Annotated in this window: 24 protein-coding genes; 3 read left to right on the top strand and 21 right to left on the bottom strand. The window is 42.7% G+C overall.

Annotated features, from left to right (window positions below; translation table 11 throughout):
- Positions 1–146: 146 nt before the first annotated feature.
- Positions 147–842 (bottom strand): LPXTG cell wall anchor domain-containing protein, encoded by a 696-nt coding sequence (locus tag FZC88_RS21370; RefSeq protein ID WP_148996357.1) that lies wholly within the window; start codon positions 840–842, stop codon positions 147–149.
- A gap of 229 nt (positions 843–1,071) precedes the next feature.
- Between FZC88_RS21370 and FZC88_RS21365 the strand changes: the two genes are divergently transcribed.
- Together FZC88_RS21365 and FZC88_RS21360 are read left to right on the top strand one after the other, a co-directional pair.
- Entirely contained in the window at positions 1,072–1,398 is a 327-nt protein-coding gene (locus FZC88_RS21365; RefSeq protein WP_148996356.1) for a helix-turn-helix domain-containing protein, read from the top strand.
- The gene (locus FZC88_RS21360) at positions 1,391–1,999 is read left to right on the top strand and encodes a class D sortase (protein ID WP_148996355.1); all 609 of its coding nucleotides are present in this window, start codon (positions 1,391–1,393) and stop codon (positions 1,997–1,999) included. The genes FZC88_RS21365 and FZC88_RS21360 overlap by 8 nt, the downstream gene beginning before the upstream one ends.
- Before the next feature lie 164 nt (positions 2,000–2,163).
- Here the strand turns inward: FZC88_RS21360 and FZC88_RS21355 are convergent, their stop codons facing one another.
- From FZC88_RS21355 to FZC88_RS21295, 13 genes are all read right to left on the bottom strand, one after another.
- On the bottom strand, positions 2,164–2,460 hold the full coding sequence (locus FZC88_RS21355) for a hypothetical protein (RefSeq protein ID WP_148996354.1): 297 nt from the start codon (positions 2,458–2,460) through the stop codon (positions 2,164–2,166).
- Positions 2,461–2,661: 201 nt separating this feature from the next.
- Complete coding sequence (fabZ, locus tag FZC88_RS21350; protein WP_034765205.1) at positions 2,662–3,093, bottom strand: 3-hydroxyacyl-ACP dehydratase FabZ; 432 nt, start codon at positions 3,091–3,093, stop codon at positions 2,662–2,664.
- 316 nt (positions 3,094–3,409) lie between these two features.
- Complete coding sequence (locus tag FZC88_RS21345; RefSeq protein WP_148996353.1) at positions 3,410–3,688, bottom strand: DNA-directed RNA polymerase subunit beta; 279 nt, start codon at positions 3,686–3,688, stop codon at positions 3,410–3,412.
- A 15-nt stretch (positions 3,689–3,703) separates the two neighbouring features.
- A complete protein-coding gene (locus FZC88_RS21340; RefSeq protein ID WP_148996352.1) occupies positions 3,704–4,546 on the bottom strand; it encodes a flagellar hook-basal body protein in 843 nt (280 codons plus the stop codon).
- Positions 4,547–4,606: 60 nt separating this feature from the next.
- Positions 4,607–5,446: a flagellar hook-basal body protein gene (locus FZC88_RS21335; protein WP_148996351.1), complete on the bottom strand. Its 840-nt coding sequence runs from the start codon at positions 5,444–5,446 to the stop codon at positions 4,607–4,609.
- Positions 5,447–5,508: 62 nt separating this feature from the next.
- Entirely contained in the window at positions 5,509–6,519 is a 1,011-nt protein-coding gene (mreB, locus tag FZC88_RS21330; RefSeq protein WP_113969218.1) for a rod shape-determining protein, read from the bottom strand.
- A gap of 469 nt (positions 6,520–6,988) precedes the next feature.
- The gene (gene spoIIID, locus FZC88_RS21325) at positions 6,989–7,249 is read right to left on the bottom strand and encodes a sporulation transcriptional regulator SpoIIID (RefSeq protein WP_064091916.1); all 261 of its coding nucleotides are present in this window, start codon (positions 7,247–7,249) and stop codon (positions 6,989–6,991) included.
- A gap of 388 nt (positions 7,250–7,637) precedes the next feature.
- Positions 7,638–8,255, bottom strand: coding sequence for a 3'-5' exonuclease (locus FZC88_RS21320; protein ID WP_316247554.1), 618 nt, complete (start codon positions 8,253–8,255; stop codon positions 7,638–7,640).
- Positions 8,256–8,304: 49 nt separating this feature from the next.
- Positions 8,305–10,200 carry a DUF294 nucleotidyltransferase-like domain-containing protein gene (locus tag FZC88_RS21315; RefSeq protein ID WP_148996349.1) on the bottom strand — a complete coding sequence of 632 codons (1,896 nt, stop codon included), beginning with the start codon at positions 10,198–10,200 and terminating at the stop codon, positions 8,305–8,307.
- Positions 10,181–11,848 (bottom strand): sodium:solute symporter family protein, encoded by a 1,668-nt coding sequence (locus FZC88_RS21310; protein WP_148971178.1) that lies wholly within the window; start codon positions 11,846–11,848, stop codon positions 10,181–10,183. The genes FZC88_RS21315 and FZC88_RS21310 overlap by 20 nt, the downstream gene beginning before the upstream one ends.
- 43 nt (positions 11,849–11,891) lie before the next feature.
- On the bottom strand, positions 11,892–12,194 hold the full coding sequence (locus FZC88_RS21305) for a DUF4212 domain-containing protein (RefSeq protein WP_148996348.1): 303 nt from the start codon (positions 12,192–12,194) through the stop codon (positions 11,892–11,894).
- A gap of 24 nt (positions 12,195–12,218) precedes the next feature.
- The gene (locus FZC88_RS21300; RefSeq protein WP_148971215.1) at positions 12,219–12,401 is read right to left on the bottom strand and encodes a hypothetical protein; all 183 of its coding nucleotides are present in this window, start codon (positions 12,399–12,401) and stop codon (positions 12,219–12,221) included.
- 368 nt (positions 12,402–12,769) lie between these two features.
- Positions 12,770–13,699, bottom strand: a complete 930-nt coding sequence (locus FZC88_RS21295) for a M23 family metallopeptidase (protein ID WP_148996347.1) — start codon at positions 13,697–13,699, stop codon at positions 12,770–12,772.
- Between the two features lie 437 nt (positions 13,700–14,136).
- Between FZC88_RS21295 and FZC88_RS21290 the strand changes: the two genes are divergently transcribed.
- Positions 14,137–14,574, top strand: a complete 438-nt coding sequence (locus FZC88_RS21290) for a VanZ family protein (protein WP_148996346.1) — start codon at positions 14,137–14,139, stop codon at positions 14,572–14,574.
- Between the two features lie 38 nt (positions 14,575–14,612).
- Here the strand turns inward: FZC88_RS21290 and spoIID are convergent, their stop codons facing one another.
- The 7 genes from spoIID to FZC88_RS21255 form a co-directional block, all read right to left on the bottom strand.
- Positions 14,613–15,626: a stage II sporulation protein D gene (gene spoIID / locus FZC88_RS21285; protein ID WP_148996345.1), complete on the bottom strand. Its 1,014-nt coding sequence runs from the start codon at positions 15,624–15,626 to the stop codon at positions 14,613–14,615.
- 304 nt (positions 15,627–15,930) lie between these two features.
- On the bottom strand, positions 15,931–17,235 hold the full coding sequence (murA, locus tag FZC88_RS21280; protein ID WP_113969226.1) for a UDP-N-acetylglucosamine 1-carboxyvinyltransferase: 1,305 nt from the start codon (positions 17,233–17,235) through the stop codon (positions 15,931–15,933).
- 32 nt (positions 17,236–17,267) lie between these two features.
- On the bottom strand, positions 17,268–18,017 hold the full coding sequence (locus tag FZC88_RS21275; protein WP_148971183.1) for a YwmB family TATA-box binding protein: 750 nt from the start codon (positions 18,015–18,017) through the stop codon (positions 17,268–17,270).
- A gap of 222 nt (positions 18,018–18,239) precedes the next feature.
- Positions 18,240–18,476, bottom strand: coding sequence for a DUF1146 family protein (locus FZC88_RS21270; protein WP_148971184.1), 237 nt, complete (start codon positions 18,474–18,476; stop codon positions 18,240–18,242).
- 242 nt (positions 18,477–18,718) lie between these two features.
- On the bottom strand, positions 18,719–19,123 hold the full coding sequence (locus FZC88_RS21265) for a F0F1 ATP synthase subunit epsilon (RefSeq protein ID WP_044339984.1): 405 nt from the start codon (positions 19,121–19,123) through the stop codon (positions 18,719–18,721).
- 22 nt (positions 19,124–19,145) lie between these two features.
- Positions 19,146–20,549: a F0F1 ATP synthase subunit beta gene (atpD, locus tag FZC88_RS21260; protein WP_113969230.1), complete on the bottom strand. Its 1,404-nt coding sequence runs from the start codon at positions 20,547–20,549 to the stop codon at positions 19,146–19,148.
- Between the two features lie 71 nt (positions 20,550–20,620).
- Entirely contained in the window at positions 20,621–21,481 is an 861-nt protein-coding gene (locus FZC88_RS21255; RefSeq protein ID WP_148971185.1) for a F0F1 ATP synthase subunit gamma, read from the bottom strand.
- Positions 21,482–21,585 lie beyond the last annotated feature (104 nt).

The raw sequence follows: 21,585 nt of genomic DNA, 5'->3' as shown, positions 1-21,585 counted from the left end.
TAATTACTAGAATCATAGAATGGCTGATCGGTTATGTCAAATTTACAGGTGGGACAAACCCATTCACCTGTTTCAGTGCTGCTATAGGATGGTCTTGTACATCGTCTGCATATTTTTTTGTACATAAGGTCACCTCTTCATTCAGGTTATGTTTCTCTTTTATTTGATAAACGTTTATTTACATATATTATTGTCAATCCCACTGTAGTTAATATAAGACCTACTGTTAATAGCAGGTAAAGGTTGGTTGCTGTGTTAGGTAGCTTTGGGCCTTGTGATGCTACAGGTAATTGGGTATCATTTGTTCCTGGGTTCACCGGGGTCGGCTTAACATTACTGTCTGGTTGCTTTACCGGATCATCTGAATCCTCGGGAGTAGTGGATGTATTAGCAGCTGCTACAATGATGATTTCAAAATATGCTGATGTTTGCTGAAACTCATTCCCTAATTCATATGGCATTTCAACCTGGAAAAATAGACTGTCAGTTACACCTTTTTTTAATGGCTTTGGTTTAAACCCAGTGAAATTTTTTAGTTTATCATCAAAGATTAATATGGATTTATCACCTTCATACACCTTCAAATCCAATTCGTTAAATAATTTCCGGTCAGATTGTTTATTGTCAACGCGAATCGAGTAGTTAAAATCTTTCTCCCCGCCATTTTTAACCCTCAATTCCCTCTCTGCCCAATCACCCGGCTTCATATTTGAAATATTAAATAAGAACTTTTCGTTAGGTATTAATATGATGTCTACTTCATTTGCATACGTTTTATGATTCATTATTCCAGAGATAAAAAATAGGATTAATAATATTACGGCAATTCTCTTTTGATTCATTCATTTCATCTCCTAGAATCAGCGATTTGTTCTTTTTAAAGAACACCTTAGCTAATTATAAGATTTTACTTATGAAAAGAAAATCTTCAAAAATATTGAAATACCCGTCAAACAATGTGGATATCGATACTTTCCTCTTTATCCCTTTAAAATTCACTTTATTTCGTACTTTATAAAATAACAATTGTTCTATATAATGAATTAAATGAATTGTGAAGGAGTTATCGACATGGTAGGTGATAAGATTAAAGATCTTCGTGAACAAAAAGGGTTAACCATAAACGAGCTTGCTCATCATTCAAATGTTTCTAAATCATATATAAGTTCTATTGAAAGAGGAATTCAAAAGAATCCCTCCATTAAGATTCTTAAAAAAATCGCTCTTACTTTAGATACTTCTCTAGAGAATATTCTTTCGTCTGATAAGAATAAAGTTTTTTTAGATGAGGAGTGGGTTGAACCACTTGAGAAGGCCATTAACCAGGGCTTAACAAAAGAGGAATTTCACGATTTTCTTTCTTTTTTTCAGTATAAAAGGAGGAAGTATCATGAGTAGGAAGGTTTTTCTGATTTTAGGGATTTTCATTTTATCAAGTGGACTATCGTTTATCCTATATTCATTCCTTCAGATGAAAAGTAACGAAGAAGCGGAAAATGAAGCTCTCGTAAAAGCAAAAGCAAGTATTATGGAAAATTCTTCAGTACATAAGAGTTCAGAACCAATTAGTTCCTCTCATACCTCAATCGATTACCATTTTGAGAAAGGGGATGTCATTGGGGTTTTACAGATTCCAAGACTGGAAAGAGATGTAGCAATTATTGAAGGAACAGATGGGGAGGAACTTAAGAAAGGGGTAGGACATTATTCATCAACGTCACTACCGGAACAAAAGGATCAAATTTTTTTGGCCGGGCACAGGGATACGGTATTTAGAAACATTGGTGAACTCCAGCATGGAGATATCCTTTCCATCGTTATGCCAACCGGAACTTACTCCTATGAAATTTTTAAAACTTATATTGTAGATGAAAATGACACGTCGGTTATTCGGGCAACACGTCCTGAGGAAATTCTGACTCTTTCTACTTGCTACCCTTTTACTATTCTTGGTCCCTCAACCGAACGATATATTATTGAGGCTAAAAGAATTGAGTAAAATGTTAACCTTTGGTGTGGAGATTATGTTTCATTTTTGTCTTCTAATATCTCAATAATGGAACCGGTTAGAAATTTCATCTTACATCATCTCTATTTTTGGGGTGATGTGATTCAAAAAATAAAACAGAGACAACACTTAGCTGCCTCTGCCTTTTGAAGTGATTACTCGTCCTTCTTATCCTGATCCTGCATATCCATATCATCTTCTACAGCGTCTTCTTCAGGTGTGTTATTATCCTTCGCTGCATCTTTGTCGCCTTGCTCGTTTTGGTCCTCTGTTTCAGGGAGATTTTCTTCACCCATGTCCCCGTTATCTTCGTTCATGCCATCATCTTCCGGCACTTCTTCTTCTGTTGGTGCCTCGTCTTCCGGAGGTGGCTCCTGATTTGCGTTACATCCTACAAGAAGCATGGCAGCAAGTGCTGATCCACCAAGAATTGAAAGTAATTTTTTGCTCATGATGTATTACTCCTTTCTAACGTGTATGTTAGTTAATGTAAGACCGTTACTCTGGTCTTTCGTTAGCATTCCCTGAAAATAAATTTACTTGCATTTTGAGTAAAATTTTTTGGGTTAATTTGAATTTAAGCATGCGAAGGGTTGAATCAAAAAACTGGGCATGAAGTGAACGAATCACAACAAGCCCAGTTTGCACATTTTTTATTGTTTATCTCCTAAAGCGAACATCATTTCTAATTCGCATGCAACCTCACCATCAACCGTCGCTACGCCTTTTCCTTTACCGATCGGTCCTTTAAAACGGATCATTTCGACTTCAAGTCTCAGCTGGTCTCCCGGCTTTACTTGACGCTTGAAACGACACTTATCAATGCCAGTGAAGAAAGCTAGACGTCCACGGTTATCTTCCACTTTCAGCATGGCAACAGCACCCACCTGAGCAAGCGCCTCCACAATCAACACACCAGGCATAACAGGATAATCAGGGAAATGCCCATTGAAAAACTCCTCATTCGCCGTCACATTCTTAATCCCAACCGCTTTCTTGCCTTCTTCCACCTCAAGGATCCGATCCACCAGCAAAAATGGATAACGATGGGGAATAATCTCTTTAATCTCATTAATATCAAGCATTCATAATTCCTCCTACCAATATGTATGTACACCTTATTGTACAGAAACCGGGCGTGTAATAGCAACAGGAGAGGACGCCTGGAGAGGGACGGACCTCAAAAACAGACTAACTTTAAAAACTAAATCCCGTTATATCAAGGTTCTTTGTTCGATATGAGCGTAAAATTGAGGTCCGTCCCTCTACTTTGTCGACAATTGAAAAAGAGGGACGGACCTCGAATACAAAGCTCCATCCTCAACGAACCCCCGATATACCAGGATTCTTTGCCAAAAGCTAAATATTTCGAGGTCCGTCCCTCAAGAAGTTATCAAGAAGTTATTTCTTCATTACGATATCGATGATATGCTGCCAGGTTTCTGCTTTGAAGACGTCGGCTGCTTTGCCGTCTCCGATGCCTGCGAAGCCAATGATGGCACCTAGTACGAGACTTCCTGCAAGAAGGAGGATGAACAGAAGGATTCTGAGCCAGATTGGCAGCATGCGGACACGTACCCAGCGAGCAGGCTTGGTTTCGTCCTTTTGCTTGGCTTTTTTTTCTGTTTTTACTGATTCTCTTGTCATTTTTTCTTCTTGTAGTAGCTCTTTTTCACTCATAGCATTTAACTCCTTTTAGCGTATCCCATTTACAAGGCCCATCATTTGATCTGCAAGGGAGATCGAGCGGGCCTGAAATTGATATGATCGTTGGACATTCAGCATGTCCGTCATTTCTTTGCTGATATCAACGTTCGAGGACTCTAATGAATTCTGAACCATTGAAATATCAGAGCGTGCTCCTCCAACGATATTCGTTACGACCTCTTCTTCCGTAACCCCGAGTTCGTTAAGGTTCTCTGCAAAACCTAACAGATTGCCGCCAAACTGCTGTAGAAATTGAGACTTTTCAACCGTGACAATCCCCAGGTTGAATTGCTCTTCTACGCCGCCTGCACCCGCAACCGTCAGGATTCCATTATCCCCTAACTGGAAAGAAGACGCGTCTTCTGAAAAAGTAATATAGTTATCGTTCTCATCCAGGACCGGTAATCCGCTTCCGTTCACGAGCATCGCTTCCCCATTCCCGGTTGGACTGACAAAAAATGCTCCGTCTCTCGTATAACGAACGGCACTTGAATTGTCATCTTGAGCAAGGACTTTAAAGAACTGCCCCCCACTGGTTAAAGCAAAATCAAGCGAGCGACCCGTTGATTTCAAAGAACCCTGATTCAGGATCAGTTGAGATTGTGAAAGCTTTGCACCACTGCCTTCCCTTACTCCAAGAGGGGTAAGTCTGCCTGTTTCAAACTCTTCCACACGCTGATTGTTCACCTGTTGCACAAGTAACTCTGAGAATGTCGCTTCCCGGCGCTTGTATCCATTTGTATCTGCGTTCGACAGATTATGACCAATCATGTCCATTTGTTTCTGCAATTGACCTAATGTGTTGGTTGCTGTAATCATTGTTCGATTCATGACGTGTTCCCCCCTATTATAAGGTATTGAGTGACGAAATTCATTTACAATCTTTAACTATCAGTTGACACGGCCGATTTCGTTAGCTGCTTTTTCCATACTTCGATCATACGCCTGGAGGACTTTCTGATTCGCTTCAAAGGCTCTATACGCAGATAACATATCCGTCATTGTTCGGGATGCATCGACATTCGACCTTTCAAGGAATCCCTGCTTGGTGGTAAAAGAAACATCGGCTTCTTCATAGGCATCAGGTAGAGGCACATTTCCTTCTGTTGCAAATAGCCCATCTCCCTGTTTCACAAGTCGGTTCGGATTTTCTGAATAGCCTACACCCAAAGTAGCCACAACGTTATCATCGACTAGAATCTGACCCTTCTCCCCAACAGCGAACTGATCACTGTCTAATTGAATACGCTCGCCATTTTCATCCAAAATATAAAAACCGCTGTTTGTCGTGAGAAATCCGTTTCCGTTCACAGTCAGGTTTCCGTTTCGTGTATAGCGGGGATTTCCGTCTGCACCTTCAACCGCCAGAAACACCGATCCCTTCGATCCCGTTTCTTCATTAGCCGGCATCGACACGTCCAGGAGTGCAATGTCCAGGCTTCTTCCAGTCTCCTGCAGATCCCCCTGTAAAAAGGAAGGGATTGTTTCCTGCATATACACGCCCGTATTGAGGGCTCCCACTTTTTGATTGAATGGAAGGGATAATTTGTTCTCTGTGGGAATCGACGTAGAATCCATCCGCTCCATGAGCATTTCCGGAAATGCCCGCATCGATGCCTGGTCCGCTTTATAACCCGGTGTATTCGCATTCGACATATTATTCGTCAACATTTCAGTCTTTCGCTGCTGGGAAAGCATTCCCGATGCTACTGTATAAAATCCGCGAAACATATTTTCACCTCATAACTTTGCCGTTTTTATATCGGATGAATGGTGCAATATTTTATAAAAAATTATATAATGCTTCTTCTTGAAATTTTATCGATATTCTCTAGCATCAACCCTGTTCCAATCGCTACGCAATCCATCGGGTTTTCAGCAATAAGGACCGGTACTTTCAGTTCTTCTGCAAGAAGGGTATCCATTCCGTGAAGAAGCGCTCCCCCTCCAGTTAAGATAACACCGCGGTCAATGATGTCCGCTGATAATTCCGGTGGAGTCTTTTCAAGAACATTCTTAGCAGCTTGTACGATCACTGCCACTGATTCACGAAGGGCTCCTTCGATTTCCGTTGATGTTACGGTAATCGTGCGTGGCAGACCGGACACCATGTCGCGGCCACGGATGCTCATTTCTTTTCGGTCTTCATCTAATGTTTCTGAGAATACCGTCCCGATGTTCACCTTGATATCTTCCGCTGTACGCTCTCCGATGAGAAGCTTGTACTCTTTTTTAATATAGTTCAGGATTTCGTGATCAAACTTATCTCCGGCCATCTTGATGGACTGACTCGTTACGATGTCACCCATGGAAAGGACCGCAACATCAGTCGTTCCTCCACCGATGTCCACGACCATGTTTCCGGTTGGGTTGAAAATATCCATTCCTGCACCGATCGCAGCGACTTTAGGCTCTTCTTCTAAATAAATTTTCTTCCCACCGCTCTTTTCAGCCGCTTCTCTGATCGCTTTTTGCTCGACACTTGTGATGTTCGTTGGGCAGCATATCAAGATTCTTGGCTTGGAAAGAAACCCTTTAACATTCAATTTATTTATAAAATGCTTCAGCATCGCTTCTGTTACATCAAAGTCAGCAATGACCCCGTCTTTTAACGGACGAGTCGCCACAATGTTTCCAGGAGTACGCCCAACCATGCGGCGCGCTTCCTCTCCAACCGCTAATACCTTACCTGTATTCTTGTCCAAAGCCACAACCGAAGGCTCATTCAAGACAATCCCTTTTCCTTTAACATGAATTAAAACATTAGCCGTACCAAGGTCAATCCCAATATCTTTCGCGAACATCTTGTGTTTCTCCCTTCTTCTTTTACAAATTCATCATCATATTTCATCTATGGTTTCATCTTAATGTCATTACGTAAAAACGTTAAGTCAAAACTTTCACCTAATTAATTATTTTACCATAAATATGTCGAAGGTAGATATTTTTTGTCAAAAAAATGTATTGAGTTTGTTATTTAATTGGAAAAGTATAGGGAGATTGGAGGAGGATGTTACAGGAGTGTTAAGGTTTGGTGAAGTTGGGTGGGATGGGGTGGTTTTTACCTGCTACAAGTGAGCGTTTTGTTTACCTGTTAAAATACCGTATTTATTAGACTGTTGAACTTCAGAGGATTTTTAACAGGTAAATTCCAATCAATATTTAACTGTTAAAAAAAGACGTAAATTCAACAGGCAAAACCGCTTCATATACCAACATAAAACAAAAACACACCAAGCATGACCCATCTTTCTGGGGCTTGGCGTATTTTGGTTAGCTGTGGAGCTCTTCTTTTTTGTATTTTTGCTTCGTCGCTTCTCCACCTCGTAGATGCCGGATAGATTTATGATAATCAAGTATTATTTTGACTTCATTTGCGAGTTCTGGATTAATTTCTGGCAGTCGTTCTGTTAGATCTTTATGGACAGTACTTTTGGACACGCCAAACTCCTTCGCAATTACACGAACAGTTTTTTTCGTCTCCACGATATACTTACCAATCTTGATTGTTCTCTCTTTGATGTAATCGTGCACACCACTCGACCTCCCTAAATTGGATGTGAGAAGTGTGAAATGAGACTCGCATTCGCATCAATGAAATAGTATAGACCGCATGCACACATAGACCCATGCGCAAGCGGCAGAAAGCCTTATTTAAAGCACGGCAGCTTTCTGATGTTACAACATATAAACAAATATTCAGCTAATGATCAATGATATAACGACGATTCCTCACCTCAAACACTCTCTATTTTGATAGGTTTGTATCATTTTATTAGCTTGTGCCCACATATATGCACAAAAAACACAATAAGGACAAGGTTTGAGGTTGATTTTCTGAAAAATCACTCTTAGGGACGGACCTTCACTTGGTTTCCGGAGGGAAATCGTCCACGGGAATATATCCGATATGTATCACCTTTCACCCACTACCCCGGCTGACCCGAACCAACTCCCCCCAGGTTTCCACCTTCCGATCTCTTAACTGCTCCAATAGTTCCACAAACAAATAAGCCGTCATAAGGGCATCGTTCAACGCCCGATGTCTCGGGTACAACCTGGTCCCGAATAACTGTGCATATCGCTCAAGATCTCTCATATCGTAAGAGGGCGAAAGATATCCGATTAGATTAAGCGTATCCAGGCTCGGTGCCATCTGTAGATGAAGTCCGGCTCGCTTCAGTTCACTCTTCAGCACGAGTTCATCAAAGCTAACATAGTGACCAACCAGACTATTCACGGTACTCCCTTCTAAAAAAGCGAAGAAATCATGGATGGCATCCCCTGCTTCCGGAGCTTGTTCGACATCCTTTGACTGAATTCCCGTCAGCTGGATTATTTCCTGAGAAATGAGTCGATGAGGATTGGAAAATGTCTGAAATGTGATGTTTTCCTTTACTTCATACCCTTCCACTATAACCGCTCCGATTTCCAGCATCCGGTCTTCCGCTCCGACGCGGAATCCTGTCGTCTCTGTATCGAAGACAACAAACTTCAGGTCTTTGATTTTACTGTTTAAGGGGACTGAATCATAGTGCAGCGGACATTCGATCTTTTTCTTTGAAAAAATGAAGATCTACACATCCCTTCTATGTTAATGAGTAATGAGACAGCATCATATGTTGAAATTCACGAATCGTTTTCACACTCTTATATAGATTTTCTTTTTTACGGGTAGAGAGTGAGGAGAGGTGTATCGTATCTCCCTTACCCATCCGCTTTAACTCTATATAGAGCTTCATGAATTCCTCGAATGCTCCGGATAATTCTTCTGCAAATTCCGACGAAATTGACCGTTTTTCTTTCAAAAAGTCCAGCTTCTCTCTTGTTGATCCCGAGGTGTTTCCATGAGCAGCGTTCAAGATCTGTAAGGCATGATGAAAAGGAAACAGAATGTCTTTCTTAATGGACACTATTTTTAGGTCCATTCCTAATATTGATCGGATGGAGGAGTGCAGGACAGGAACCTGCTTGGAATTTTCAACTTGAGCCAGCCGTACCAACAATATTTTCGCACTGCGCAGCTGATCTTTTATGGCTTCTTCAAATGCTGAATGAAGTGCTTCATCCCCAAATAAAAAACGGTAAGATAAGAAGTTTTGCACTTTCAATAGTGTTTCTTCTGACGAATGGAGAGACCATTCCCTCAATCTTTCCTGCCAGGAATCCATACTTCCTGTCCACGCTCTCTGATTTGCCATCATTCCTCCGTCACAAAGACTTAGTCCTGCCTTTTCCAATGCAACGACGACCCTTTCAGCAAAGTCATAGAAATAGTCCACCGCTTCTTCACTATGTCTTTCATAAACCAGGAAATGATCTTGGTCGGTGAGCATATACTGCTCTTTCCTTCCTGCTGAGCCCATGACATAAAAAGCATACGAACAAGGGCTTTCACGTCCTTCCTGATGCAATTCCTCCTCAACCTGCCTTAAGATTCGCTGATATATACGATCGAATAGCCCCGACATGAAATCGAGTATGTGAAACACAGGAGCTTGTGCTTTCCAAAGGCTCGCAAGCATCGACTCTGCCATAGGTTTAACCTTTTCCAGGGGAAAATCCTTGTTCTCCAATTTCCTTGCACTCGTCAGGGCACCTATATGATTCGCTTTCATTACATCGTGGAGGGTGATGATGCCGACGATAGGTCCGTCCCTCTCCTTACCCCCGACAACGGGCAGGTGTTTGATGGAGTGATCGATCATGACTGCGAGGGCTTCATACAGGTAGGCGTAACGGGTGATGACGGTTGGGTTGGGGGTCATGGCCATGTTTACTGGTTTGGTGAGAGGGACGGACCTTGCAAGACATCTGGAGACGAGGTCTCTTTCTGTCAGGATTCCTGTGATGCGATTGTTTTCCAGAATGATGACCGAGCTGACCCGATTTTCTCCCATGGCTCTAGCTGCCTCCCCCAGGGAATCATCACTGCTGACAGTTACAACTGAATTCGTCATGGCATCACTCACCCGCTTCAGAATCGTTGTCCGCTCTTCAAGCCCGTGCGCCACTCCCACTTGATGGGACAAGGAATAATAAACATCCTGAAGTCGTTTCGATGTTTCCTCCAATAAAAAATTCTTCAAATAAGGTTCATTCCAATAGTTTTGCAAACTAGTATACGGAACGAGACAGAGCAGGCAATCTTCTTTCGCCTTGACCTCAACCGAGGAATACACACTATCCTCCACATCTGTATTCAGTACAGAATACAGACTCGATAAGCCGACGATCCCATCCCTCGAAATCATTTCGAGAATCTCTTCTTTTTCCTTTGTCACAACAACTTCTACTTCCCCCTCTACAACAAGATAGAGTCCCAGACGATGTTCAAAGCTTTTAAGAATGGTAGAGTGCTTTCCCACCTCAAGCCGCTTACACTCAGTAAAAAGAGAAAGAGCCGTACTCCGCTCCATCCCCTTGAAGAAGGGATGAAGGAGTACAGCTTCTTGAAATGATTGGTCAGGCCTTGAAGTCGACATCGTCGTTCACCCAAACTTCTCCGTCTTTGAAGGTCATTTGTTCCGGGTAACGGAGATCCATTACCTCTTCTTGAATCTTTTGAGAAGGTGCTTTCGTCATCAGTGACACGACAATGTTGGCAATAGTGGCTGCCGCTGCGCCAAACACTCCTGCCCCCGTATCAATGATGCCAAATAGGGTAACTCCCGATCTTGCCAGGAAGATATACGTAAGGGTCACCCCTAACCCTACGAGCATCCCTGCGATTACCCCTTGGGCATTGGACCGTTTCCACCATACTCCGAGTAAGAGGGCCGGGAAGAACGTTCCTGACGCCAGTGCGAAGGCCCAGGCGACGATTTGAGTGATAACGCCTGGAGGATTGAGTGCCACGATCCCGGCGAGCACAGTCGCGATGACGATCGACCAACGGGCAACCGCCAGACGATTCTTCTCTGTTGCGTTCGGTTTGAATACACGGTAGTAAATATCATGAGCAAAGGAAGACGATATTGCGATCATCAGTCCGCCTGCTGTCGATAACGCCGCTGCCATGGCACCAGCCGCAACGAGACCAATAACAAATACGCCTAAATTCGCAATTTCCGGTGTTGCCATTACCACGATATCATTGGAGATGATGATTTCCTTCCACTGGAGGATTCCATCTCCATTTGCGTCTGCGACCTGTAATTTACCTGTATCCACCCATGATTTCGTCCAGGAAGGCAAGTCACTGATTTGGCTGCCCGCTACCTTTGTCATTAAAATAAAGCGGGAGAACGCTGCGTATGCAGGTGCTGATAAATAGAGAAGTCCGATGAAAAGAAGGGCCCATGCTCCTGACCAGCGAGCCGCTTTCATTGTAGAAACCGTATAGAATCGAACGATGACGTGTGGAAGTCCCGCGGTCCCTGCCATCAACGTAAACATTAGAGCCATGAACTGCCACTTCGTACCGTTTGTAAAAGGAGCGAAGTATTCCGAGACCCCAAGCTCACGATCGAGCTCCCCGATTTTCCCTACCAGTTCCCCATAGGAAATCCAAGGTGCGGGGTTTCCGGTAATTTGTAAGGACATAAATATAACAGGAATTAAATAAGCGATAATAAGAACGACATACTGAGCTACCTGCGTCCACGTGATCCCCTTCATCCCCCCGAAGGCTGCGTAGAAGGCGATGAGGACGACCCCGATCATCGTACCGACTTTGGCATCGATTTCGAATAAACGCCCGATTACGACTCCTGAACCCGATAGCTGACCGATGCTATACGTGAAACTGATAATGATCGTACAGATCGCGGCAATGACGCGGGCCGTGTGGCTGTTGTAACGATCCCCGATGAATTCCGGTACTGTATAGCGTCCATATTTCCTGAGCTGTGGGGCAAGTAAGAAGGTCAACAGCAAATATCCCCCCGTCCACCCCATTATGTAGGCAAGTCCATCATACCCGAGGATCATGACGGTACCAGCCAGTCCAATGAATGATGCCGCGCTCATCCAATCGGCCCCGATGGCCATCCCATTAAAGATTGGCGGTACACCACGGCCTGCTACATAAAAGTCCGATGTCGCTTTCGCTTTGTTATAAACAGCAATTCCGATATATAACGCAAACGTCAACAGAATAATCGACGTTGATACTAAAAACTGAGTATCCATTTATCGTTTCCCCCTGCTATGCTCTATATTTGGTTGAAGCCGTTTAATGATCGAGTGTTTTTCCGTAACTGATCTGTTCATTTTTACTTTCATCTATTCCATACTTTTTATCGATTCCATCGCTCACCTTCGCATTTACGTATAGTAAGATGATGAAAATGACAATCGACCCCTGGGCACCCATAAAGTAGTGAAACGGAAAGCCATTGAGGGTGATTGTTGACAGGCTTTCAGCAAACAGCACGACCCCAAAGGAAGAGACGAGCCAAATCACTAAATACATTCCCATATAACGGTTTTTTTCCTTAAAATACTGATCCGCTTTTGCTCTATCGATCTTCTTCATTTATGTAACCCCTTTTCAAGCTCATTATTTTAAACTGAAAATAAATTTCACGGTCTCAAAAAACGGAATCGGGACCATGGCGATTTGAAAAATAAAGTAAATGAATAAAGACAAGAATGGAATGGTTAAGAAGAAAGCCCGTTTCTTTCTCAGCGCAAGAAAAATGCTTCCCCCTGTTATGAGTAAAATCGCGATGAAGTAAAGCAACGTTTCACCTCCTGATTTTGTAAGCGTCTCCTTAATCACACGACCTCCCACTAGTAAAGATTTAATTTTCTGAAATTTTATTCATGCCCTCATTATCTTTTTTGAAAAAAGCCTGGTCAATAAAGAAAAAACGACAAATCTGCACTTGATCTTTCCCTATATAAATAAATCATTTTACTACAATAAAGATATTGAAATAAGTAATTACATTAGTAGAATGGAATGGCTTGGAAATGCTTTACCAGTAAAATAATTCCTTTGTCGAATTTCCGAGGAAATTTTTATATGGATGAGGCGACAAAGGGAATATATCTGAAAACAAAAAAACTGACCGGAATTCACCGGTCAGTCTTTCTTCATCTATATGATTATTCTTCGTCTTTTACGTCAGAGCCATTACCGGCTGCGTCGTCTTTTTGATCAGCATTTTCTTGTTTCGGCTTTTGCTCAGCTTCCGGTTTTTCTTCAGCTGCATCGTCAGCACCGTTTTCTTCTGTTGCTTTATCTTCTGTTGCTTTGTCTTCAGTGGCTTTGTCTTCGCTAGCTTGATCTTCAGCTGCGTTTTCCTGTGCAGCTTCAGCATCGGGCTGTTCACCTGAAACCTTCTTGTCTTCTAATTGCGCTTCTTGAAGTGTTGCAAGGGACTTATTGAAGTACTCCAGTGGATTCACTGCTACATTTGCTTTACGAATTTCAAAGTGTACGTGAACACCAGCTTCTTCATTGAATAAGCTCTTACCTGCTTTAGCGATAGCTTGTCCTTGATCTACTACATCTCCAACCGCGACTTCAAAGTCTTTGACTGATTGATAACGAGTAACGATTCCTTTGCTGTGCTCGATTTCAATCGTGTTTCCGAGTAGGGAATCTTCTTGAACCTTTGTGACTGTACCGCTCATGGCAGCCAGAACATCGAATTCTTTTCCATCTTTAGAGATGTCGACTCCTTGGTTCGGATAATACATGTTACCATAAACGACTAGGGCAGCTTCCTGTTCTTCCGCTGATGCTTCAGTATCGTAGAATTGTTTTTCGATGACTGTGTCTTCAGGGCTTGCAACAGGCATTACAAAGTTTTCCAATGAACGATTGACTTCTTCTGCAGGCTGGTTGAACTCATTATCAGTAGGAACTCCATCATAGCTGTAATCCTTGGCTTTCTCGTTTACATCATTTCCTGCCTGGTACCACAGAATCCCCGTGATAATGATTGCTGCACTTGCTAAATAGATTGCTGGGTATGCCCAACGTCTTTTCAAAAAGTTTTGAGAAGGTTGTTTCTTTTCTTCCTCTCTCATTTTCATCACCTCAGCAATCATTCTGAACAGAATTCAGAAAATATATACACATTCGCAAAAAAATTTTTTAATTCTTATCTTTCGACAAAGGGATGGAAAATATGTATGATTTTAAAAATAAGATGAAATATTTCTTTTTATTATGCGTTTTTCGTATTTTAACAGAAGCAGTAGTAGTTGATTTCCGCTACAGGACGCTCGCTTTCTGCGTGGCGGGCAGTGAGCCTCCTCGGCTTCGCCTGCGGGGTCTCACCTGTCCCGCTATTTCCGCAGGAGTCGAGCGCCTGCAGCGAGAATCAACTTACTGAGATTCTTTTTTTACATAACAATTTAAAACAACAACCTTAAGAATAGCGCAGGTCCTGCAATTCTAGATTGTTAACGAAAATACTATCCTGCATGATACAATATAAAAAAATAGAAAGGACGAGCTGCATATGAAGAAGTTACTTACATATGTGCTGACAGCTGCGCCTTTTCTCTATATGATTCTTATCTGGATTATGTCGAGTAATCCGGATGATGCCGTCATTCGTTTTCCTGATAATCAGTTGGATCGTTTTATTAAAGAATCTCTTCATTTAATCGAATTCGGTATTTTATATGGATTATTTGTGGTCGCTCTGTTGGCACATGGAAAGCTTCGATTCACTTTGAATTTTACCGTTGCGTTAATTGCGGTCTTTTATGGGTTTGTAGATGAAATTCATCAATCCTTTGTTCCGTATCGGTCGGCAACGATGATTGATGCTGCCAAGGATCTGATCGGGGTCACTGTCCTTTTCTGGATTGTGAACCGGACATATTTTAAAAAGCCTGATCATGCTTTAACGAGAAAGATGAAGAAGTTTGAAGCATATTTAAAAAAGGATTGAGTCTGGTCACCTTGACCTTATAGACTCAATCCTTTTTATTATCTTTGTGCTGTCACTTTCTGCAGGAGTTTATCTGACTCTGTTATTTTGACGTCTTTATAGTAATGCGTGACGATGTCTTGATAATCCTTGCCTTCCTTCGCCATTCCGTTTGCTCCGTATTGGCTCATACCGACTCCGTGGCCATATCCTTTTGTAGCGATGACGATATGATCATCCTTCAGGTACCAAGTGAAGTCTGAGGATCTCAGTTCTAACTTTTCTCTTATATCACGGCCGGAGAATCCTTTGCCGTTTATTTCAACACTCGCTACCCTTTTGCCTTCTGTTCTTGATGTGATCGTTCCTACCGAGCCATCCTTTGGCAGGGTTACGCCCAGTTTCTGCTCAAACTCTTTGATTGGGATAACCTTTTGATCTTCGTATTTGGGTGACGTAGAGTCCCAAGGGCTTTCGACACTTCTTAAATATGGATATTCATTCGGCCAATAAGCCTCTGAGTTTTCTGTGTAACCATTACTCGTTGAGAAGAAGGCTGCCGTAATGGGCTTACCATCATAGGTCAGCACCTGCCCCATCGTTTCAAGCACCGCTTCGGATATTTTCTTGACCTTCCAGTCATAGTCGGCACCCCAGAGGCCAGCAAGCTCCTTCTGGTTCTTATAAACCTGATGAGAGACGGTATCTGTCACATCGGCACCCTTCGGAACAGTGGAGTCCTCAAGTAAAAGCTGATTCACAATATACGTCCTTGCTGCAAGTGCTTGAGCTTTTAACGCTTCCTTTTCAAAATCTGCAGGCATTTCACCAGCTACTACCCCTACTACATACTGCTCCAAAGGAAGTTTCTCGATCAGGTCCTGGTTGGAGCGATAGACTGCTACCTCAACCGAGTTCGCCAGCTTTTCAACGGTTGGCGTATCTTTTAGCTTTTCGTCTAAGTTTGCCGTTTCCTTTTCTGATGAAAATGGGAGCACGAGAAGAGTAGGTACAATAAAAATGATGCTGATAAAGATTGAGAAGATGATCAGTACTGGTTTCAAATGCTTCATGTTCGCGGCCTCCAATGAAAGATTAAATAGGAGAATGTCCTAGCACACTTCTCCACTCTCTTTCATATGTATGGTAGTGGACAAGCAATTATGAATCTTTTAAGAGTGATTTTAACGAGGGAAGTTGTTTGGGATTGGTGAACTTGGAAAGAATCCAGCCGAAATCAACAATAATCCAGACAATTAACTTATTTTACCAAAACAACCTGAGTTACAGCTAGCTTCCACACCCAGCCAGACTCTCAATCCAAACAAAAAAGGCAAGCTCTTCTATAAAAGAAAAGCTCACCTTCCTATCTAATGCTTACGCATCTTTAATCATGTCTTGCTCGGAAACAGGTGTTTCCTCCACTTCTTTCACACGCTCGATATCGGCACCAAGGCCTGCAAGCTTCTGATGGAAGTTCACATATCCACGATCTAAATGCTTAAGTTCTGTCACTCGAGTGTAACCATCTGCTACCAAACCTGCGATCGAAAGAGCTGCTGCTGCACGTAGGTCCGTTGCAGCCACTTCTGCTCCTTGAAGAGGCGTTGGTCCGTTCATGATTACAGAGCGGCCTTCAATCTTAATGTCTGCTCCCATACGACGGAATTCTTCAGCATGCATGAAACGATTTTCGAAAACTGTTTCAGTGATGACGCTTGTGCCGTCAGCTGCTAGAAGTAATGCCATCATTTGAGATTGCATATCTGTTGGGAAACCAGGATGAGGCATTGTCTTGATATCGACAGATTTTAATTTCTCCGGTCCAATGACACGAAGACCTTCTTCTTCATCGATAATTGTAACGCCCATTTCTTCCATCTTGGCAACCAATGATGATAAATGTTCTGGAATCGCACCTTTTACCAGGACATCACCTTGAGTGATGGCAGCAGCCACCATGAAAGTTCCCGCTTCGATACGGTCTGGGATGATGCTGTGCTCGACACCGTATAGACGGTCTACACCTTCGATACGGATCGTTCCAGTACCTGCACCTACTACGCTTCCTCCCATTTTGTTAAGGAAGTTGGCTAAGTCGACGATTTCAGGCTCTTTTGCGACGTTTTCAAGGATTGTTGTTCCTTCTGCAAGGACTGCAGCCATCATGATGTTTTCTGTGGCCCCAACGCTTGGGAAGTCCAGATAAACCTTGGCACCTTTCAGTCTTCCGTCTACTTCAGCTTCGATGAAACCATTTCCTACCTTCACTTTTGCTCCCATTGCTTCGAAGCCTTTTAAGTGTTGGTCAATCGGTCTTGATCCAATCGCACATCCACCAGGAAGTGCAACACGTGCTTTACCTGTACGTCCAAGTAATGATCCCATTACAAGAACGGATGCACGCATTTTTCGAACATATTCGAACGGTGCTTCCACAAACAACTCTCTTGATGCATTCACGATGACTTCACCATGGTTAAACTCTACATCTGTATTTAAATGACGTAATACTTCATTAATCGTATATACATCGGAGAGTGGTGGTACGTTTTTAATGACACTTTTTCCTTCACTTGCTAATAATGTAGCAGCGATGACTGGTAAAACGGCATTCTTTGCTCCTTCAACTTGCACTGTACCGCTTAAACGCTGACCGCCGCGGACGATAATTTTTTCCAAGAGTATTCCCCTCCGCGTCCAATTTCTCTATATTAATATTCAATAATTAGGATGGGTGTGCCAATCACAAAGGTTGTCTTAGCGCCCATTCCGCTTTTCCGTAGACCTAGTTGTATATTCATATCATCATTTTTTGTTGGTATAGTCCGTGACATTTGTTCCGAGTAAGCTGAAATGGAATAAAAGTCTTCTTCTTTAAGTGATTCCAGTTCTTTAGCGTCTAATTTCGACATTAGTTCGACAGCCTGATTCGACAAAACTTTCTCAAGCTTATCATTGAATTCGCCTTTTATACAAGAGAAAATCATAGGTTTAGTAGTAAAAATGATTTCCATATTTGGGATAAATTCAGTCTTGATATAATGCTTCGTCTTTTCTCCCAACGCTTTCTGATCTCCGCGCATTTCATACATACTATACGAAACGGACTGCTTGTTTGTGAGGGTATGCTGCAACTTAATGGTTTCTTCCCCGTGAGACGTCTGACGTTGTCCCACAACCATTACCTCTTCAGCTGATTTCTTCGTCACCCACTCAAAATCAGAAAATCTTTCTTGCATAGTAGTACTATATTTGGCAAACCCTTTATTCGTGAAGCTTTTTTTGTTTTCTCTTGCATATAGAGACCATTCAGTTATCTGACCTTGAGAATGTATAATGGCTTGGTCAAGCTTTTCAATGTCTAATAAATGATTGGCTTCGATAGTGTTGTTCCCATTAATAACAGGAAGAAAACCTAATCCAACAAAAAAGATTAAAATAATGTAAAGATACCGAGTCATTTTCCATTCCTCCCCTTACCTAAAAGTCTGTCCGAATAGGAGAAGAACATACTTGAAAATTGTCGTCATCTTTTTACAAATATTGAGTTGTCGGCAGGCTGTTATATGAAAGCGTTTCACTTTGAAACTTTTTCACAAAGGAACGAGCACAAAATTAATCTTACTTAAAACAGGCCCCGTTGAAAACATGCAGTAAGACCTATTTTTTGTCAGAAGCTCTACTTATTCAAAGAAAACAGGCAAGCTTTGAGACCACAGGTAGTAATCCAGTAAAAATCGGCTGACGGCTGATCCGATCGCGACCGTTAGTAGGATATACAATAGTCTCCCTTGAGCGACTCGATTTTTCTTGAGGAGCTTGTCTAACTGGATGGATTGCAAAGACCAAAATGTGATCCCGAATACAAATAGATGCACGAGCATGCTGATAAGGGCCTGCTGGCCAAAGCTTTCTATCACTCTTCTCACTCCTAATAATCAATTCGACGCACAAAGTCCATTTTACCACATAATTCTGTAACGACATATGGAATTTGCAAATTTTTTAGTACAGTTTGGGGAGTGGAAATTTAACCAGGTCTTTGGAGACCTTACAATAGGAGAAAGTGGATTCGATACCTGTTTTAAACTTCCAACAGAGGTCCGTCCCTCTATTCAAAAAACCACCCTTCCACAAGGAAAGGGCGGCTTTGGTGTTTATATTAGAAGTTACGTTCGGAAACGTTAATTCTGTTCATGGCACGCTTAAGAGCAAGTTCGGCACGACGGAAGTCTACGTCGTCGCGTTGTGCCTGCATGCGGTCTTCTGCACGGCCTTTTGCTTCTTTCGCGCGTTGTACATCGATAGCTTCTGCTGTTTCAGCAGACTGTGCTAGAATTGTCACTTGTTCAGGACGTACTTCTAAGAATCCGCCACTGACAGCTACAAGCTCAGTGTTGCCACCTTTTTTCAGGCGAACCGCACCGATTTGTAGTGGAGCAACCATCGGAATGTGTCCAGGTAAGATTCCAAGCTCACCGCTTTGAGCTTTCGTGCTCACCATTTCCACTTCTGAATCGTACACTGGGCCATCGGGAGTGACAATATTGACTTTTAATGTCTTCATTTTCTTCCCTCCTGGTCCCTAATTATACCTCTACGCCCATTTCTTTAGCTGCTGCTAATACATCCTCAATCGGACCTACTAGACGGAACGCATCTTCAGGAATGTGATCGTATTTACCGTCAAGGATATCTTTGAATCCTTTAACAGTGTCTTTCACTTCAACGTAAGAACCTTTTTGTCCAGTGAACTGTTCTGCAACGTGGAAGTTTTGAGATAAGAAGAATTGTACACGACGAGCGCGGTGTACCGTCAGCTTATCATCATCAGAAAGCTCATCCATACCAAGGATCGCAATGATATCTTGAAGTTCTTTATAACGCTGTAATGTTTGTTGAACATTTCGAGCGATGCTGTAGTGTTCTTCTCCTACGATTTCCGGAGAAAGAGCACGGGAAGTCGATGCTAATGGATCTACCGCAGGATAGATACCCATCTCAGAAAGCTTACGCTCAAGGTTCGTTGTTGCATCCAAGTGAGCGAAAGTTGTAGCAGGAGCCGGATCCGTGTAGTCATCGGCAGGTACATAGATCGCTTGGATCGATGTTACAGAACCTACGTTAGTTGACGTGATACGCTCTTGCAATTGACCCATTTCAGTAGCAAGTGTCGGCTGGTAACCAACGGCAGATGGCATACGGCCTAGTAGGGCAGAAACCTCTGAACCTGCCTGCGTGAAACGGAAGATGTTATCGATGAACAGAAGTACGTCTTGACCTTGCTCATCACGGAAGTATTCTGCCATTGTAAGACCCGTCAAGGCAACACGCATACGCGCACCTGGCGGCTCGTTCATTTGTCCGAATACCATCGCTGTTTTCTTGATAACGCCAGAGTCGCTCATCTCGTGGTAAAGGTCATTACCTTCACGAGTACGCTCTCCAACACCGGCGAATACAGAGATACCACCGTGCTCTTGAGCGATGTTGTTGATAAGCTCCTGGATTAATACGGTTTTACCAACACCGGCACCACCGAATAGACCGATCTTACCACCCTTGATGTAAGGGGCAAGTAAGTCTACTACTTTAATACCTGTTTCCAGAATCTCAACTTCTGTAGAAAGCTGATCAAATGTAGGTGCTTGTCTATGAATTGGATCACGACGGATACCTGCTGCAAGAGGCTCGTCTAAATCGATTGATTCACCCAGAACGTTGAATACACGACCTAATGTGATATCCCCTACTGGTACAGAGATTGGTGCTCCTGTATCAAGCACGTCAGCTCCACGCTGTAAACCATCTGTGGAAGCCATCGCGATTGTACGTACAGAATCATCACCTAGGTGAAGGGCAACCTCTAATGTAAGTTCAGCTCTATCTGCAATTTGGACCTTTAATGAGTTGTAGATATCAGGAAGTTGGCCATTAGCAAACTTGACATCGACAACTGGACCCATTACTTGAAGAACGTGTCCTTTGTTCATCTCTTTCCCTCCTAACTAGCTTTTGACGACAAAACTATGTTGTAATCCGGCACTGAACCGGAATGTCATTTCTATTCGAGTGCTGCTGCCCCGCCGACGATTTCCGTGATTTCTTGGGTAATCGCTGCTTGACGCGCACGGTTATAAGAAAGTGTAAGGCTGTTAATGATTTCTTTCGCATTGTCTGTTGCGCTTCTCATTGCTGTCATACGAGCAGCGTGCTCACTGGCTTTACCATCAAGTAACGCTCCGTAAATCAAGCTTTCAGCATATTGGGGAAGCAACACTTCCAAAATTTCTTCAGCATTAGGCTCAAACTCATAAGAAGTTAAGTTCGATGAAGAAGAATCAAGCTCCGTTAAAGGAAGAACCTTCTTCTCGGTAACATCTTGTTGAATGGCACTGACATAGTGGTTGTAGTACATGTAAAGCTCATCATAAGCACCATCAGAGAACATGCTGACTGCCTTGTTGGCAATGTCTTTAATGTCTGCAAAGTTTGGTTGATCTGGTAGCCCTACAATACCTTCCACTACATTATCGCCTCGTTTTTGGAAGAAGTCCCTTCCAATACGACCTAACGCAATAATGGCGTATTCATCTTGTGAGCTGTGACGCTCTTTAATCGCATTACTTACAGCACGAATGACGCTCGAGTTATAAGCCCCCGCCAAACCGCGGTCAGATGTAATGACCAAGTAGCCGGTTTTTTTTACGGGGCGGGAGACTAGCATCGGATGCGTTACATCTGTGCTACCAAGGGAAATGGAAGCAACGACTTCCTGAATTTTCTCCATGTATGGGACGAAGGCTTTCGCATTCGATTCAGCACGGTTCAATTTAGAGGCAGAGACCATTTCCATTGCTTTCGTAATTTGACTGGTTTTCTTCGTAGATGTAATACGAGTTTTTATGTCGCGTAACGATGCCACTGGTTCTCACCACCCTTTTAAAATGTTAGTCATATTCACTAGAACCAACTAAATAATAGAATAATCAGCCGGTGTCATCAGAATGAACACCGACATCTTATAAA

The organism is Rossellomorea aquimaris, from assembly GCF_008180865.1.
In the GTDB taxonomy this organism is placed as follows: Bacteria; Bacillota; Bacilli; order Bacillales; family Bacillaceae_B; genus Rossellomorea; species Rossellomorea yichunensis.
Note: the sequence above shows the minus strand (reverse complement) of the source record. Positions and strands in the feature narration are given on the sequence as shown.